Origin of the sequence: Mesorhizobium sp. M4B.F.Ca.ET.143.01.1.1 (assembly GCF_004792275.1) — a bacterium.
Lineage (GTDB): Bacteria > Pseudomonadota > Alphaproteobacteria > Rhizobiales > Rhizobiaceae > Mesorhizobium > Mesorhizobium abyssinicae.
Genome location: NZ_SRSR01000037.1, coordinates 1 through 13,644 on the forward strand (window position 1 = coordinate 1; position 13,644 = coordinate 13,644).

Annotated in this window: 20 protein-coding genes and 2 pseudogenes; 14 read left to right on the plus strand and 8 right to left on the minus strand. The window is 59.4% G+C overall.

The annotated features are described in order from the left end of the window. The first annotated feature begins 213 nt into the window (after positions 1–213). Both EN786_RS35435 and EN786_RS35440 read left to right on the plus strand, forming a co-directional pair. The gene (locus EN786_RS35435; RefSeq protein ID WP_127283157.1) at positions 214–741 is read left to right on the plus strand and encodes a hypothetical protein; all 528 of its coding nucleotides are present in this window, start codon (positions 214–216) and stop codon (positions 739–741) included. A gap of 262 nt (positions 742–1,003) precedes the next feature. Further along, positions 1,004–1,693, plus strand: a complete 690-nt coding sequence (locus EN786_RS35440) for an ATP-dependent Clp protease proteolytic subunit (RefSeq protein WP_127310909.1) — start codon at positions 1,004–1,006, stop codon at positions 1,691–1,693. 17 nt (positions 1,694–1,710) lie between these two features. On the opposite strand, the gene EN786_RS35445 is transcribed toward EN786_RS35440, so the two are convergent. From EN786_RS35445 to EN786_RS35460, 5 genes are all read right to left on the minus strand, one after another. Next, positions 1,711–2,622, minus strand: a complete 912-nt coding sequence (locus EN786_RS35445; protein WP_127283155.1) for an NAD(P)/FAD-dependent oxidoreductase — start codon at positions 2,620–2,622, stop codon at positions 1,711–1,713. Positions 2,623–2,838: 216 nt separating this feature from the next. After that, positions 2,839–2,994, minus strand: coding sequence for a hypothetical protein (locus tag EN786_RS38060; RefSeq protein WP_189340582.1), 156 nt, complete (start codon positions 2,992–2,994; stop codon positions 2,839–2,841). Positions 2,995–3,068: 74 nt separating this feature from the next. Then, positions 3,069–3,371 carry a hypothetical protein gene (locus EN786_RS35450; RefSeq protein ID WP_127283154.1) on the minus strand — a complete coding sequence of 101 codons (303 nt, stop codon included), beginning with the start codon at positions 3,369–3,371 and terminating at the stop codon, positions 3,069–3,071. Positions 3,372–3,424: 53 nt separating this feature from the next. Next, a complete protein-coding gene (locus tag EN786_RS35455; protein ID WP_127310910.1) occupies positions 3,425–3,712 on the minus strand; it encodes a hypothetical protein in 288 nt (95 codons plus the stop codon). Between the two features lie 9 nt (positions 3,713–3,721). Then, complete coding sequence (locus EN786_RS35460; protein ID WP_245478359.1) at positions 3,722–3,979, minus strand: hypothetical protein; 258 nt, start codon at positions 3,977–3,979, stop codon at positions 3,722–3,724. 147 nt (positions 3,980–4,126) lie between these two features. On the opposite strand from EN786_RS35460, the pseudogene EN786_RS35465 reads away from it, so the two are divergent. The 9 genes and pseudogenes from EN786_RS35465 (at position 4,127) to EN786_RS35505 (ending at position 9,966) form a co-directional block, all read left to right on the plus strand. Continuing rightward, a pseudogene (locus EN786_RS35465) lies at positions 4,127–4,982 on the plus strand (ATP-dependent DNA ligase). A 77-nt stretch (positions 4,983–5,059) separates the two neighbouring features. Beyond that, entirely contained in the window at positions 5,060–5,569 is a 510-nt protein-coding gene (locus EN786_RS35470; protein WP_127283151.1) for a DUF892 family protein, read from the plus strand. Positions 5,570–6,038: 469 nt separating this feature from the next. Next, positions 6,039–6,572: a DUF982 domain-containing protein gene (locus EN786_RS39590; protein WP_348642268.1), complete on the plus strand. Its 534-nt coding sequence runs from the start codon at positions 6,039–6,041 to the stop codon at positions 6,570–6,572. A 17-nt stretch (positions 6,573–6,589) separates the two neighbouring features. Further along, positions 6,590–6,877: a DUF982 domain-containing protein gene (locus EN786_RS35480; RefSeq protein ID WP_245478360.1), complete on the plus strand. Its 288-nt coding sequence runs from the start codon at positions 6,590–6,592 to the stop codon at positions 6,875–6,877. A 302-nt stretch (positions 6,878–7,179) separates the two neighbouring features. Continuing rightward, entirely contained in the window at positions 7,180–7,656 is a 477-nt protein-coding gene (locus EN786_RS35485; RefSeq protein ID WP_127310912.1) for an Hsp20 family protein, read from the plus strand. A gap of 94 nt (positions 7,657–7,750) precedes the next feature. Further along, entirely contained in the window at positions 7,751–8,260 is a 510-nt protein-coding gene (locus tag EN786_RS35490; RefSeq protein WP_127310913.1) for an Hsp20/alpha crystallin family protein, read from the plus strand. Between the two features lie 372 nt (positions 8,261–8,632). Next, complete coding sequence (locus EN786_RS35495) at positions 8,633–9,010, plus strand: DUF982 domain-containing protein (protein WP_245478361.1); 378 nt, start codon at positions 8,633–8,635, stop codon at positions 9,008–9,010. 336 nt (positions 9,011–9,346) lie between these two features. Then, a complete protein-coding gene (locus tag EN786_RS35500; RefSeq protein ID WP_127283148.1) occupies positions 9,347–9,562 on the plus strand; it encodes a hypothetical protein in 216 nt (71 codons plus the stop codon). An 83-nt stretch (positions 9,563–9,645) separates the two neighbouring features. After that, positions 9,646–9,966 carry a DUF982 domain-containing protein gene (locus EN786_RS35505; protein WP_127283147.1) on the plus strand — a complete coding sequence of 107 codons (321 nt, stop codon included), beginning with the start codon at positions 9,646–9,648 and terminating at the stop codon, positions 9,964–9,966. Here the strand turns inward: EN786_RS35505 and EN786_RS35510 are convergent. Further along, complete coding sequence (locus EN786_RS35510; RefSeq protein WP_127283146.1) at positions 9,950–10,228, minus strand: usg protein; 279 nt, start codon at positions 10,226–10,228, stop codon at positions 9,950–9,952. The genes EN786_RS35505 and EN786_RS35510 overlap by 17 nt on opposite strands. A 23-nt stretch (positions 10,229–10,251) precedes the next feature. After that, positions 10,252–10,593: a hypothetical protein gene (locus tag EN786_RS35515; protein ID WP_189340724.1), complete on the minus strand. Its 342-nt coding sequence runs from the start codon at positions 10,591–10,593 to the stop codon at positions 10,252–10,254. Between the two features lie 334 nt (positions 10,594–10,927). Between EN786_RS35515 and EN786_RS35520 the strand changes: the two genes are divergently transcribed. The 3 genes from EN786_RS35520 (at position 10,928) to EN786_RS35530 (ending at position 13,222) form a co-directional block, all read left to right on the plus strand. After that, positions 10,928–11,242, plus strand: coding sequence for a co-chaperone GroES (locus EN786_RS35520; RefSeq protein ID WP_127312117.1), 315 nt, complete (start codon positions 10,928–10,930; stop codon positions 11,240–11,242). A 62-nt stretch (positions 11,243–11,304) separates the two neighbouring features. Beyond that, a complete protein-coding gene (gene groL, locus EN786_RS35525; protein ID WP_127283144.1) occupies positions 11,305–12,933 on the plus strand; it encodes a chaperonin GroEL in 1,629 nt (542 codons plus the stop codon). Between the two features lie 58 nt (positions 12,934–12,991). Beyond that, positions 12,992–13,222, plus strand: coding sequence for a hypothetical protein (locus EN786_RS35530; RefSeq protein ID WP_135909930.1), 231 nt, complete (start codon positions 12,992–12,994; stop codon positions 13,220–13,222). A 132-nt stretch (positions 13,223–13,354) separates the two neighbouring features. Here the strand turns inward: EN786_RS35530 and EN786_RS38355 are convergent. Then, positions 13,355–13,644 (minus strand): annotated as a pseudogene (locus EN786_RS38355) (adenylate cyclase); the annotation flags it as partial.

Consider the following 13,644-nt stretch of genomic DNA (forward strand, 5'->3'; position numbering starts at 1 on the left):
CAGCATGCGCCCGGGCGAAGGAAAGGTCGCGAGATGTGTAGACTGCGCGTTTCGAAGACGGCTGACGCTCACATTCTTCTCCGCGTTATCCGCGGGGCCCTGCACTCGCACTATGGAGGAGCTGGAACTTCATCTCCGCATGCACATTGAGCTAGGCGTGCCCATAAGCTTGGAGGCGCGTCGGTGGCGATACACACTAGCGGAGTTCATCCTATGCAGCTGGTTCGGACTGAAGTCGGCGAGGCCATCGGGCACAATGGGCAGCCGGTCCTGCGCGTTTCGTTCTGTGGTGAGGGCGGCGAGCGCGTTAGCGTCGATATGGCAAACGCGGAGCCTCTTGCGGGCGGTGGCGAGAGCCGCGCAATCGGTCGGGCCAAAGCGTTGCTCGTGCAGACCGCCACGTTTGACGCGGCTGCCAACGACTATGATGCCGAGAGCAACGGCAATTTCGACGAAGTCGCAGTCACTTCTGCGCATACCCAGAGCGGTGCCGGGTTATATATCTTTGAGTATCGGGACGGAGATGGCGGCCGGCTGGTTCCGCAAGCCGGCATGGCGAGCTTCGAGGCTGCTCGCGAGGAAGCAATTCGATGTGCGATCGACCTTCTGATCGACCTCCAGCCCGGCACGGACGATCTCTCTGGCTGGCTGGTGCGAGTGCGGGATGAACACGGCACCTTGCTCTGCAGCATCGACGTTTCCGACGCTGAATTGGCACGCCAAGCCAGTGCTGCCGTGTGAGCCATGCGGCAGACGGCACAAGTAACTGACCAGGAGACGTTTTGAGAGCCTTCTTTCGCAATTGGGTGAGACCGGAGCGGCCGGCGAGCAGCCGACAAGTTTGTGAGGCGCGTCGACTTAGAGAGCGACCAGGCCAAGCGATAACAACGCTCGCTAATTGGCGGCTCGGAGCATTTCCAATTTTTCCGGCCTTTCCAGGCGCTATCGTTTGTTAAGTCGCATTGTAGCCCCTCTTTCAGGCTTCCATGCAAAGGAACCTTCCATGGTCCAATTTCCCAGCTTCCACTCCCGCACTGCCAGGAGCGAATGTTCGGCGGCGCCGGGCGGTCCTGCTTCTACGGCTCCTATGGACCTAGCAAGACGCCAGAGGTCGAACGGCCGAAAGGAAGCTCCGGGAGACGAAGAGCTTTTGGTCGGCTCAAATGTTCAAGTCAATGGCATGATAAATGATCAGCTGTTCCTGGCTTTCATGAAGCAGCTCGGTGCTGTCAGGGCTAACGACGAAGACCTGATCCTTGAACTGATGACACAGGGCGGAGATGCCGATACGGCGAAGCGCATCGCTCTGGAGATACGGGTTTTCCAGCGATACAGCGGCAAAAGCGCCTACGTCGTGGGCAAGACCGCAGTCATGTCAGCCGGTGTTACGATCTTTTCGGCTTTTGAATGTGCGGACCGCTTCCTCACCCCGGACACAACGTTGCTGATCCACGAACGTCACATCGAAAAGACGATTACCCTTCAAGGACCCATAAAGTCCTGTCGGCAAGTCATTCGCGAGGAGCTTGCAGCTCTGGAGACGGCCGAGCGCGTCGAACGAGAGGATTTTGAACACTTCGTGAGGGGAAGTGGCATGTCCGCGGAGGACCTTTTCGAGCGGGCGAAGGAGAATTGCTATCTAACGGCGCAGGAGGCGCTCGATCTTCGGCTGATTGCGCGCATCATCGACTGAAGGATCAAGGTTTGCGGTCAGCTTCGATCGCGCTTACGCAACTCGTTGTGAATGTGGGTAGCTGCTAGCGCGGCATGACCGAAGCCCACCGCAATCTGGTTGAGAGCCTTGGCGACATCTCCGATTGCGTAGAGCCTGGGTATCGTCGTTTCGAGATGGTTGCCGACCAGGATATAGCCTTCGTCATCACATTCCGCCCCGATAGCAAGAGCCAACTCACTTCTTACATCACAGCCCATGCAAGGATAGATAACGTCTATCGGGACCAGGCCGCCGCCCACCATGGAGAGTTCGAAACCACAGGGATGCGGCAGCACGTCGTCTACTGCGTCCCAGATCTCTACTCCTGCTTGTCTCGCCCGGCGCCGGCCCCCAGTCGAGATATCGGATTGGAAATTGCACAGGATCGAGACATGGGGGGTGAAGTCTTTCAAGAAGATAGACTCTCGAAGCGCATCCTCCTCGGGACCTATGACCCCTACTCGACGTCCCCGAACCTCGTACGCATCGCAGACCGGACACAGTCGAATCGAACCCCTTTCTATGGCCGTTTTGATATTGGGGATCGCCGGCGCACGGTCAACCACACCCGTTGCCAAGATCACAAAGCGGGCATTGACTGGTCCTAAAGAAGTCTGAAGGACAAACTTGCCCTGTTCCTTGTCTAGCCGTTCAACGGAACCTTGGACTATTTGAGAACCATAATTGACTGCCTGCTGCTTGAGCCGTTTCAATAGGCTCTTGCCGCTTATGCCATGTGGAAAGCCGGGACAATTGCGGGTCTTCGGAATTAGCTTCGCGCGCGCATCGCCTGTGTCGAACACGATGCAGGATCGCAGAAATCTTGCGAGATATACGGCTGCCGCAAGTCCGGCCGGCCCGCAACCAACTATTGCCACCTCGTACCATTTTCCAGCGGATCTGCGCATTTCTCCCAACGAGAAAGTGGAGCCGGCGTTCCAGCCGGCTAAGGGGAGGTATCTCTCGGGACCGTCTCGGAGCTGGCGACATCAGGCTGCCAATTCGATTGTTTCCGCGGGGTCGGCAATCCTGGAACCAATCTCCAATTCCTAAGAATGGAAACCCCGCGGCACAAAGCCACTCAGAGCGCCGTACGTGATCCGGCTGCTCCTGTCCTGCACAGACTAGTCGCGGGAGCTCTGACGCGGATCATGCACCTTTTCGGCCTTGTTGGTTTCACGTAGTATGCGCACGATCGCGTCGACCGGCGAGGGCGGTTCGGGCACCGGCTTGCGGTTCCATCGCCATAGAAGATCAAGGACCTCTCTCAGATTTGCCATCACTTGCAACCTCCGACCTAAGGCCGAACTGAGTAGCCGCGAGCTTGTTCCTGAAATGTGCCGATCTCCTTGATCTAGGGCGATAGCATTGCGGCGATCACGAATACGACCGCAGCCAGGACCACGACCGCAGCAATCACCAGCACCGGCCAGTTATTGCCAGGCCGCAGGCCCGGCTCGCTATCCATAGGCCGCATCGCGTTGGCAAAGCTTGCCTGGTTTGTAAAATTCGCCGTGTGCTTCGCTGTGGGATTGGGAGAAGTCCGCGTGGCCGCCGCTTCCGCATCCGTCTCTTGAGGTACGGCTGCAGGGTCGAAGCCCGGCGTCTTATCCTGCGCTGCTCCTGCCTGGATATTGCCTGCGGGTTGCGCTCTCATTCTGATCTCCTTTGCAGCTCAACACCTGTTCGCTGCTGCGGTTCCCACAGCCGTCAAACAATCCGGCGGGCTTTTTCGGCTGGCTTTCGCGGCAAAGGGCTCGGCGCTCCAATGCTCGACTTAATGCTTGGAGAAGGCGGCTTCATTCTCGCATCCTCCCGCCACTGCTTGAAGCGTACAAAGGCTGCTGCTGCGGCATCGCATTGGATACGCGATGGACCATTTGAGTGCAGGATCACTTGGGCTGCGCGTGGGGAGAGGCCGTGCTTTTCCATGAACAGATCGAGCTCGTAGGGGCAGTTGTCGGAGACTGGGTCGCTGCTGACCTGATATTTGCCCACTCGTTCCTCCTATTCCCTCACGGCAACGCGCGAAGTCGGCGAGCAGTCTGCGATGGAATCGAAGTCGACTGTGACCAAGCCACCGCCGTCAATCCGAACGGTTATCTTGCCGTCAGTGCTATCGACGCGCGTCGCAAAACCGCTGATTGGGACTTTTTCACCGGCCCTGGCCTTCTTCGGCGTGTCGATCGCAAGGGGAAAGTTGTAAGTCGGGATGCTCACGCTCGAAACACCATCCTCCATCACCTTCAGGATGGTGGCTGTCAAGGTGATCTCGTCACCAACTCGCGGACCTCGCGCCATCGTCTCCACCGCTTTGAGCCGGGGTAGTTATCTAAACATTCAAGTTAGCTAAAATGTTCCGGAACCGGATCGGGGTTGGTGCCTTGAATCGCGGTCCTTCGAGTCCCGTTGATGCGTTTGAAGTTCATCGAGCCGTTGATGTCGACCTTGGTGGAGAGGCCGCCCGAGGGCGATGCCTGGATCCATGAGGTGAAGTTCGACGGCTACCGGTCGCAAATCATCATCGATGACGCCGAAGTGCGCATCCTCACCCGACGCGGCCTCGATTGGACAGCCAAATATCGGGACCTGGCCGAAACCGCGAGAGGGCTGAACGTCCGGAGTGCGATCATAGATGGAGAAATTATCGTGCTGAACGACGCGGGCGTCTCCGATTTCGGAGAACTGCGCAAAGCCATCACCGGGCGCCAGCACGACCTCTATTTCGTGGCCATCGATCTCTTGCATCTAAACGGACACGACCTGCGCGACATGCCTTTGATCGATCGCCGGGAAATCCTTCAGGCAATGATTCCCGCGGGTCAACACATCCAGTTCAGCGAGGCGCTTCCGGGAAGCGGCGCGGCCGTATTCCTCCTTGTGGATCAGGCCGGCCTTGAAGGGTCGTTTCGAAGCGCGGGGATAGTAAGTATCGCTCTGGTCCGTCGACCAACTGGCTAAAGGCCAAATGCTACGTCGAGAAGGAGATGGACATCATCGGTGTGCAGCGGGAGGCCGGAAGCCGGCGATGGGGCTGATGGCGGACAACGGCCGCTACATGGGCGGCGCCTTCGTCACCTTCAAAGCCGACAAGCGGCAGGCGCTGTGGGACCGGGTCGCGGCCAGGACCGGCGCTCCCTCACCGAAGGGCCTCGCCAAGGAAAAGGCTGAGTGGCTGAGACCGGGGCTGGTCGGCCGCGTCAAATTCCTGAAGGGGGAGGAGAAACTTCGCCACGCCTCGCTGAAGGATTTTTGGGAAGCGAACTAGGCTCGCTTCGGCGGTGACCTACAGGAACAAACCGCATCAGCAGACGTTTGGCTCCGATCAAATCATGGAGACAAGCAATGTCCGAATCGCGCGAATGGCTGATCCAATGGCTGAGGGATGCTCACGCCATGGAAGAACAAGCCGAGACCATGCTATCGGGCCAATTGAGCCGCATCGAGAGCTACCCCGACCTCAGCGATAGAATCCGCATCCACCTGGAAGAGACCAGAGAGCAGGCCAAGCGGTTGAGAACCTGCCTGGACGGTCTTGAAGAGGGGTCTTCCATGCTCAAGGACGCCGGCGGCAAGCTGACCGCGATGGCGCAGTCGCTCAGCGGCGTGTTCGCCGGCGACGAGGTCATGAAGGGATCATTGGCCAGCTACACGTTCGAGCACATGGAAATCGCTTCTTACACCATCCTCATCGCTGCTGCGAATGCGGAGGGCGAAGCCCAGATCGTCCGCGTCTGCGAGCAGAATCTGCGGGAAGAGGAAGCGATGGCTGAGTGGCTGAAAAGCAACCTGCCACAAGTTACGGAAATGTTCCTAGCGCGGACAGCGGCCGATCGCGACAGCGCCAAACGCTGACTCTGGTGCAATCGGCGGCTTGGTCAAGCGGATGCTAATATATTCGACTTGTCGGAAAATTGTTCGGAACCGAAATTGCCGCGTCGCGCTTATAGGACAGTGGCAACCCTCATTCTCTCGGGTCCGTGGCCACGAATGAGAGCGACCCGTCGCTTTGTGGAAGACGACGGGCCGCCTCAGACTTTTCTTCACTTGGAGATGGCTGCAACAAATCGGCTTGGACCGTTATTCCGTCATGAAAAACGTGGATGACTTCCGCAGCCAGGGCGTTTCGGTGTTCCCTATCTTCCTCGACCGTGCGCAAGGCCGTGTGTGGACCCGTTCAAGACCGTGCTCGGACCGGGCAGCGATGCCGAACACGCGCCCACGCCGCAACGGCTCGACCTTCTGCCAATAGGCGAAGGGGTGCAGAACCAGCCAATTGGCCTTGGAGGCCAACCTTTTCGTTCTTGGCTCTTTCGTTAATGGAATGGACTACCTACCGGCAGATACGCTTGGCGAGGCGTCGGCGCTCATCGGCACGCTCGACGAAGACCCTCCCCGAGCTCGCTTGCGACATTATCGAGAGCTAGGTTCCCAGAAATTTTGCGACTGTGATCATCCGATCTTGACGCTGGAAATCGGCCGCAGGTCGCCGCCGTTCGTTGGGGCGACCATCGTCAACAACCCGAAATCGTTCAAAGAATTGGAGGTTTCTATGAGCGAGAGAACATTCGAAAGCCCTGTGTTCGTGAGAGCCGCGGAAGGTCTCATTCAGGAAATAGCCTGCCTTGAGGATGCCTTCGATTTCCTTGATGAATGGCCCTCGCACCGGCGCCGCATAATCTATGAGACCGCGAAGCGGGCATGCTGCCGCGCCTTCGACGGCAGCGTGCCTTTGCAAGTCGCCCGCGACGCGTTCGCCGGCTTTGCCCGGTCGGTGAAAATCCTCGAGGATGTTACAACGGCGATGCCCTGGATGGCCGGCGCGAAGATGGGCCAGACCGGCGGCGTTGCCGCCTGACTGTTCGGAGGGAGGAAATGATGCTTTCCCAGCCTTTCGAAAAGCCCGTTCGCGTTTGGGTCGGGCTTGGTTTTCCGCGGCAGTTGAACTCCGTTGTCGATGCCTACCAGTTCGTCACGGATTGGTGTGGCAACAGTCCGGAGCAAAAGGCGGCGATCCGCGCCTGCAAAGCCGCGCTGGCCGGCGACATCGACGCAGAGACCGCGCGCGGCATTCTCGTGCGGTTCGCGGGGAAGAAGGACATCCTGGTGGAAGACGGAACGATGACGCCAGTCAAAACCACGGGGAGACCGTTGCACGTCTGATAAGCAATCGACCTCGGGGCGACGGCCATTCGGCCGCCGCCCCGAGGTCACCAGCCGCAATGCGCCGCAATCCCGTGGCGCGGCATAGTCTTGAAGATCGATACCTCTCCGCCTTGGCATTCCGCCAAGACCTTCCCGAGCGGACTAAGCAGGCAGACTGCCTTTCAGACCTTGAATGGCGAAATCGCCTAACTAAATCGTAAAATGCCGGAGGCCCATTTAGGGGACCGGCCTGTCGGACGGATGCAAGAAGGCGTCCGACAGCAAGCTTGTACCCATGTTGCTCAAAGGAGGATGTGGCTATGAGAAACACTTTCGACTTCACCCCCCTGTTCCGGTCGGGCATCGGCTTCGACCGAATGTTGAACGCGCTCGAAGCCGCGAGCCGTGTGGAGACAGTCGACAACTGGCCTCCCTACGATATCGCCAAAAAAGGGGAGGACGACTACCGCATCACCATGGCGGTGGCCGGCTTCTCGCAGGATGAGCTGGACATCACCCAGGAGCACAACATGCTCATGGTGTCCGGCCAGAAGCCCGCGGAAGACAATGCCGAATACCTGCACCACGGCATTGCCGAAAGGGCCTTCCGTAGACGGTTCGAACTGGCTGACCATGTCAAGGTCGTGAACGCCAGCCTCGTGAACGGTCTGCTGACGATCGATCTCAAGCGCGAGATTCCTGAAGAGATGAAGCCGCGCCGCATCGAAATCGGTAGCGTCAAGGCAAAGCCGAAAGCCGAGGCGAGGCAGATCGAGGCCGACACCCAGGCTGCCTGACGCTGTCCGGTGACCGACTGGACAAGGCGCCGGACGATGGGCCCGGCGCGCCGGAAAGTATTGTAATCCATGACCGAACAGAAGGAGACGACATATGAGTGTCCGTGATCTTATTCCGTGGAGCCGTGGCAATGGCGACCAGCTTCCGAGCGTCTTTCGAGACAATGATCGCGATCCGTTCCTGTCCTTGCATCGCGAAGTGAATCGATTGTTCGACGACGTGTTCCGTGGCTTTGATTCCAGCCTGCCGGCCTTTGGCAGGGCTTCTTCCTTCGGCGGCGGCTGGCCGAGCGTCGAGATTTCCGACGGCGAGAAGGCGGTCAAGGTGACCGCCGAAGTACCCGGTCTGGAGGAGAAGGACATCGAGGTCCTGCTCGACGATGGCGTGCTGACACTGAAGGGCGAGAAGCGCTCGGAGATGGAAGATAAGGACAGGCAGTTCTCGGAGCGCTACTACGGCCGCTTCGAGCGCCGTATCCGCCTCGGTTACGAGGTCGAGCAGGACAAGATAGACGCCCGCTTCAACAACGGTGTGCTGACGGTCACGCTGCCGAAGACCGCGAAAGCGCAGTCCCAGGCGAAGCGCATCGAAATCAAGCACTGAGGCAGTTGGGGCGGCGGCGGATTGAGCCGCCGCCGTCCTTCGCCAATCGGGGAGGGATACAATGATGCAGAACGCCACGCAGATCGCATCGGAACTGTCACGCGGCAAGGGGCATGGTCGTTGTCTTCGTGACAGGAAGCCCAGACCAGATCCTCCCACCCTCGGTTCAGGGCGGCAAGCTGCGAGCCAAAGGAAAATGAATTGGGCGCGGCTAGCCGGCACTGCGGATTTCTTCGGGCGGAGGGTCATTGAATCGGAAGCCAGTCAAACCGCCGCGGAAGGGTGGAAACCCGGTGTGCCAATCTCTTGAACTCAAAAGAGGCACTTCCAATATTTTTTCTGTGACCCGTCGCGTCACAGCGGAAATTGTGCGTGTCCTTGCACGGCTATTCCCGCGAATGGGTCTCGTATGCGCTCCACGGCCAGAAGGAGGTTGCTATGGAAAGTGGAACGTTCAAGCAGCCGATTTTTGTGAGGGACGACGGCTTCGTTCTCCGAAGGATCGACTGTGTTATGGATGCCATAGAGTTCCTTGAGGAATGGCCGGTCGAAAGACGTGGCCTTCTTCACGCGGCGGCATCTGAAACGTGCTGTTCCGCTTACGACGGCGGGAAGTCTGTCGAGGCGGCACACAAAACCTTTACGACTTGGGCTCGCAGGGTCGGGGTTATCGAGGATGTCCCCGTGGCGCCGTCATGGATGACAGGGCCGAAGATCGGCGCGGACCACTCTTTGGAAACTGATGCCTGAAATTCGCAGCGGCGGTCTCCGTACCGCCGCAGCATCCGGTCGATCGCGAAAAGGATCAGTCCAAGCGGAGAGCGACATGGCCTCGGATCTCTCTGATCATCTGAAACCACGACGAAGCGCCAGTCCTTGGAGCGCTGGCTGGGAATGCGAGTTGGCAAGGAAGAAATTGCCCCCGCCAGATAGGCTTCCTGCCGATGCGGATCGGGACCGGGCGACCAGCCCATGGATGCGATGCCCCGTAGCTGCTAGCCCTACGCCCTTGACCCAGATGGCGTCGAGGATGCCATCGAGAAGCCCGTGGTGGCGTCCGTTTCCGGACATGGAGGGAGGTCAACGATGATAATGACACGTGAGGACGTTGTCTCGGTCCTTGGGCCGATGGACGAAACGCTCATCGCCGATATCTTGTCCACCGGCGCCTCATTCGAGGAACTCAGTGAGGCCTGGGCCTGGCTCAACGGCGATGAGGCGCTGATGGGCGAAGGACGGCCGCTGCCGGGCACGCGCGTCGCCGAACTGATCGACCTCCTTGATGCCGACAAGGACGATTGAGCGCTCCGATGCGGCAAGAGCTCCTTGGCGCCCCGAGCAGGACGATTGCTTGCTGGCAAAAGACGTGAAAAACGGAGGAAGTGATGAACGACGTTCGTTTTCCCGAACCTGTTACCCTGGAATTTTCCCCCGCCTCGCGCAAGGTCGCCAGCAGCTTCGAGGCACTGGAATGCCTGGACCAGCAGTGGCCCCATTGGGCGCGCGGAGGGAGTTGGCGTGCTGCCGCGCGCGCCTGCCGCGACGCGCTGGACGGATGGCGCAGCGCACGCGATGCGCACAAGGCCTTCCTCAGGGCGGCAAGGCGGGCTGGGTTGGTTCTGCCGGCAGCGCGCGCTCCTCGCAAGTCAAGCCAACCACGGATGATCGGCGCCCTGCGGCCCGAGAGCTTCATTGGATGGCAATGACCCCGTCGACGGCGCGCCATTCCGACGGCTTGATCAGCCGGTGGTGGGCAACGCGCACGGAGTGCAGCGCGCCGTCCAGCTCGCTTTCCCAATAGTCGAGAAAGCCTTTCAGCTCCGGGAAGTTCGGCGCAAGATCGTATTCCTGCCAGACATAGAGCTGAAGCAGGCTCGGGTGGTCAGGAAAATGGTAGTGGATTTCGGCCGTGGTCAGGCCGTAGCCTTCCATCTGCAGGAGGAATTCCCTGCTGACCGCAGTGACCATATGCGTCTCCTTGACTTACGACATCAGGCGTCCAGGCGGTCAGACATGTGCCTGTGGCCACTCTCAGCCGGGATCGGGCGGTTTGCGTCGTCCAGCCGGCATAGGGCATCCATGATCTGATCGAAGGTGATCGTCTGCTCGGCTCCCGGCGGTCGGCGCAGCGTCGGAACGGATTCCACCGCGCAGGCATCCGAGGCCCAGGACGAGAGGATCGCCCGCTTCTCCTGAATGTCGAGCGTATCCTCCTTAAGGACGTCGTCTGGATGGGTGAAATGGCGCGCCGGCGACAACAAACGGTCGAGCGCGAGGTCGGATGTTTCGGGAACAAGAGAAGGAATGATCGGCTTGGGATTGTGTCGGTCCATCGTGGTCCTCCGTCTTTCCAAAAGCTCCTTTGTCAGACTCCTGTTTTGAGGCCATCGCCGGCGGCGAGGGCTCGGATTATTTTGTTCCTTCGTCGGAAAATTCAAGCGGGAATGCGCGGCTGTAATCCAAATTAGCCACATGTTTTCATGTCACTAGCACTCGATTGGTGCGAGTGCCAAAAAATTCTGCCGAACCTCTTGAAACCGAAAAGTCGCAGAACTAGCTCGATATGCGCGCGATGCCCGCGAGGGTCGCCGCACCCCGCACCGATCCGATATTGCCGGTCCGGTGTGGAAGAACCTCAAAAATCTGTTTGTCCAGAAGGAGAACGATATGGTGTTCCGTCCATTGCATGACCGTATCCTGGTCCGCCGCATCGAGGCCGATGAAAAAACGGCCGGTGGCATCATCATCCCCGACACCGCCAAGGAGAAGCCGCAGGAGGGCGAGGTCATCGCCATCGGACCTGGTTCGCGAGATGAGAGCGGCAAGCTCACGCCTCTCGACGTCAAGGCGGGCGATCGCATTCTGTTCGGCAAGTGGTCCGGCACTGAAATCAAGCTCAACGGCGAGGACCTGCTCATCATGAAGGAAAGCGACGTGATGGGCGTGATCGAGAATGCTGCGGCGGTCAAGAAGGCCGCCTGACCGGGGCTTCGATAGAACCCTCAATCAAGTCAATGAAAACTGCCCAGACAAGGAGTGATCCAATGGCTGCCAAGGAAGTCAAATTTCATTCCGATGCCCGCGAGCGCTTGCTGCGCGGCGTCAACATCCTCGCGGACGCGGTGAAGGTGACCCTCGGCCCCAAGGGCCGCAACGTCGTCATCGACAAGTCGTTCGGCGCCCCGCGCATCACCAAGGACGGCGTCACCGTCGCCAAGGAAATCGAGCTTGAGGACAAGTTCGAGAACATGGGCGCGCAGATGGTCCGCGAGGTTGCCTCGAAAACCAACGACATCGCCGGCGACGGCACCACCACCGCGACCGTGCTTGCCCAGGCGATCGTTCGCGAAGGCGCCAAGGCGGTTGCATCGGGCATGAACCCGATGGACCTGAAGCGCGGCATCGACAAGGCCGTCGAAGCCATCGTGGTTGAGCTGAAGACCAATGCCCGCAAGATCACCAAAAACGACGAGATCGCCCAGGTTGGTACGATATCGGCTAATGGCGACGCCGAGATCGGCCGCTTCCTTGCGGAAGCCATGCAAAAGGTCGGCAATGAGGGCGTCATCACGGTCGAGGAAGCCAAGACCGCCGAGACCGAACTCGAAGTCGTCGAAGGCATGCAGTTCGACCGTGGCTATCTCAGCCCGTATTTTATCACCAACCAGGACAAGATGCGTGTCGAGTTGGAAGAGCCCTATGTGCTTATCCACGAAAAGAAGCTGTCTAATCTGCAGGCACTGCTCCCGGTGCTGGAGGCTGTCGTTCAGTCATCCAAGCCGCTGCTGATCATCGCCGAGGATGTGGAGGGCGAAGCGTTGGCGACACTGGTCGTCAACAAGCTGCGCGGTGGCCTGAAGGTCGCTGCCGTCAAGGCGCCCGGCTTTGGGGATCGTCGCAAGGCGATGCTGGAGGATATTGCCATCCTCACCGGCGGGACCGCGATCTCGGAAGATCTTGGCATCAAGCTTGAGAATGTCACGCTGGCGATGCTCGGCCGCGCCAAGAAGGTGGTGATCGAAAAGGAGAACACCACCATCGTCGACGGGGCCGGCTCGAAGAGCGAAATCCAGAGCCGCGCTAGCCAGATCAAGGCGCAGATTGAGGAGACGACCTCCAATTACGATAAGGAAAAGCTGCAGGAGCGGCTAGCCAAGCTCGCCGGCGGTGTCGCCGTCATCCGGGTCGGCGGCTCGACCGAGGTCGAGGTCAAGGAGCGCAAGGACCGCGTAGACGATGCCATGCATGCGACGCGCGCTGCGGTCGAGGAAGGCGTATTACCGGGTGGCGGCGTAGCGCTTCTGCGTGCGGCCAAGGCACTGGACAGGGTTCAGGCCGAGAATGAGGACCAGAAGCACGGTATCGAGATCGTGCGCCGGGCGATCGAAGCGCCCGTGCGACAGATCGCCGAGAATGCCGGCGCGGAAGGATCGATCATCGTAGGCAAGCTACGCGAGAGGCCGGAATTCGGCTGGGGCTGGAACGCACAGACCAACGCGTTTGGCGACCTCTACAACGAGGGCGTCATCGATCCGGTGAAGGTGGTGCGGACCGCACTTCAGGATGCGGCATCGGTTGCCGGCCTGTTGGTGACGACGGAAGCGATGGTTGCCGAGAAGCCGAAGAAGGAACCCGCGGTGCCGGCAATGCCGAGTGGCGGCATGGATTTCTGACGAGAAACGGCGGTGTCCGCGCCCATGAGGCGCGGGCACCTGACAAATGGATAAAGCCATGAACGTGACGAACTTCAACGTGATTCCGCCGCCGTCACACGCGGCCACCGATCTGAACTACGAAGCGGAACTGAAGGTCGCGCTCGACCCGGTTCTAGACGATTTGCTCGACAGAACCGCCGCTGCGGGGTGGGACCGGCGAAAAGCCGCGTACACGATAATGTTTCTGGCCGCTCGCAAACTTACGGACACCATGCCGAGCCCAGAAGCTACCCGTTCAACGAGCTAGTGCTAGCCGATCCCCGGACAAACCTGGGATTTGAACTTTTGCGAGGAACTGCATGCGATCGATGCGGTTGTCGCCGGGCTAGCCATTGCGATTTTAAGTGTCGTGGTCGGCCGCGAACTGGAAAACGGCTCCCTAACTTGCGGCAATGGCCGCTGGATTGGTGACCGGGTACGTGTTGATGAACAATTCGGGAGTGAAGCTCGGGAACTCGTCCTTCAGTCGCGCAGCCATCTTGGTGGCCCGCATGGTTTCACCAAGCATCGCATGAGCCATTGCAAAGAACAGAAGCGTGGCAGGCGAGTCGGACGGGGACCGACGCAGCCCAACCAACGATTCCCGGTACAGGCCAAGGACAAAGCAGCAGCGCCCCAACATTCCAAAGTACCACGGAACATTAGGATTTAGCCGGATCGCTCGGTTGG

Coding starts and splice junctions, on each gene's coding strand:
- EN786_RS35435 (WP_127283157.1), top strand. CDS start 214: ATGCAGCTGGTTCGGACTGAAGTCGGCGAGGCCATCGGGCACAATGGG.
- EN786_RS35445 (WP_127283155.1), bottom strand. CDS start 2,622: ATGCGCAGATCCGCTGGAAAATGGTACGAGGTGGCAATAGTTGGTTGC.
- EN786_RS38060 (WP_189340582.1), bottom strand. CDS start 2,994: ATGGCAAATCTGAGAGAGGTCCTTGATCTTCTATGGCGATGGAACCGC.
- EN786_RS35530 (WP_135909930.1), top strand. CDS start 12,992: ATGAACGTGACGAACTTCAACGTGATTCCGCCGCCGTCACACGCGGCC.
- EN786_RS35490 (WP_127310913.1), top strand. CDS start 7,751: ATGAGTGTCCGTGATCTTATTCCGTGGAGCCGTGGCAATGGCGACCAG.
- EN786_RS35440 (WP_127310909.1), top strand. CDS start 1,004: ATGGTCCAATTTCCCAGCTTCCACTCCCGCACTGCCAGGAGCGAATGT.
- EN786_RS35510 (WP_127283146.1), bottom strand. CDS start 10,228: ATGGTCACTGCGGTCAGCAGGGAATTCCTCCTGCAGATGGAAGGCTAC.
- EN786_RS35470 (WP_127283151.1), top strand. CDS start 5,060: ATGTCCGAATCGCGCGAATGGCTGATCCAATGGCTGAGGGATGCTCAC.
- EN786_RS35505 (WP_127283147.1), top strand. CDS start 9,646: ATGAACGACGTTCGTTTTCCCGAACCTGTTACCCTGGAATTTTCCCCC.
- EN786_RS35450 (WP_127283154.1), bottom strand. CDS start 3,371: ATGAGAGCGCAACCCGCAGGCAATATCCAGGCAGGAGCAGCGCAGGAT.
- EN786_RS35480 (WP_245478360.1), top strand. CDS start 6,590: ATGATGCTTTCCCAGCCTTTCGAAAAGCCCGTTCGCGTTTGGGTCGGG.
- EN786_RS35485 (WP_127310912.1), top strand. CDS start 7,180: ATGAGAAACACTTTCGACTTCACCCCCCTGTTCCGGTCGGGCATCGGC.
- EN786_RS35515 (WP_189340724.1), bottom strand. CDS start 10,593: ATGGACCGACACAATCCCAAGCCGATCATTCCTTCTCTTGTTCCCGAA.
- EN786_RS39590 (WP_348642268.1), top strand. CDS start 6,039: ATGGACTACCTACCGGCAGATACGCTTGGCGAGGCGTCGGCGCTCATC.
- groL (WP_127283144.1), top strand. CDS start 11,305: ATGGCTGCCAAGGAAGTCAAATTTCATTCCGATGCCCGCGAGCGCTTG.
- EN786_RS35520 (WP_127312117.1), top strand. CDS start 10,928: ATGGTGTTCCGTCCATTGCATGACCGTATCCTGGTCCGCCGCATCGAG.
- EN786_RS35500 (WP_127283148.1), top strand. CDS start 9,347: ATGATAATGACACGTGAGGACGTTGTCTCGGTCCTTGGGCCGATGGAC.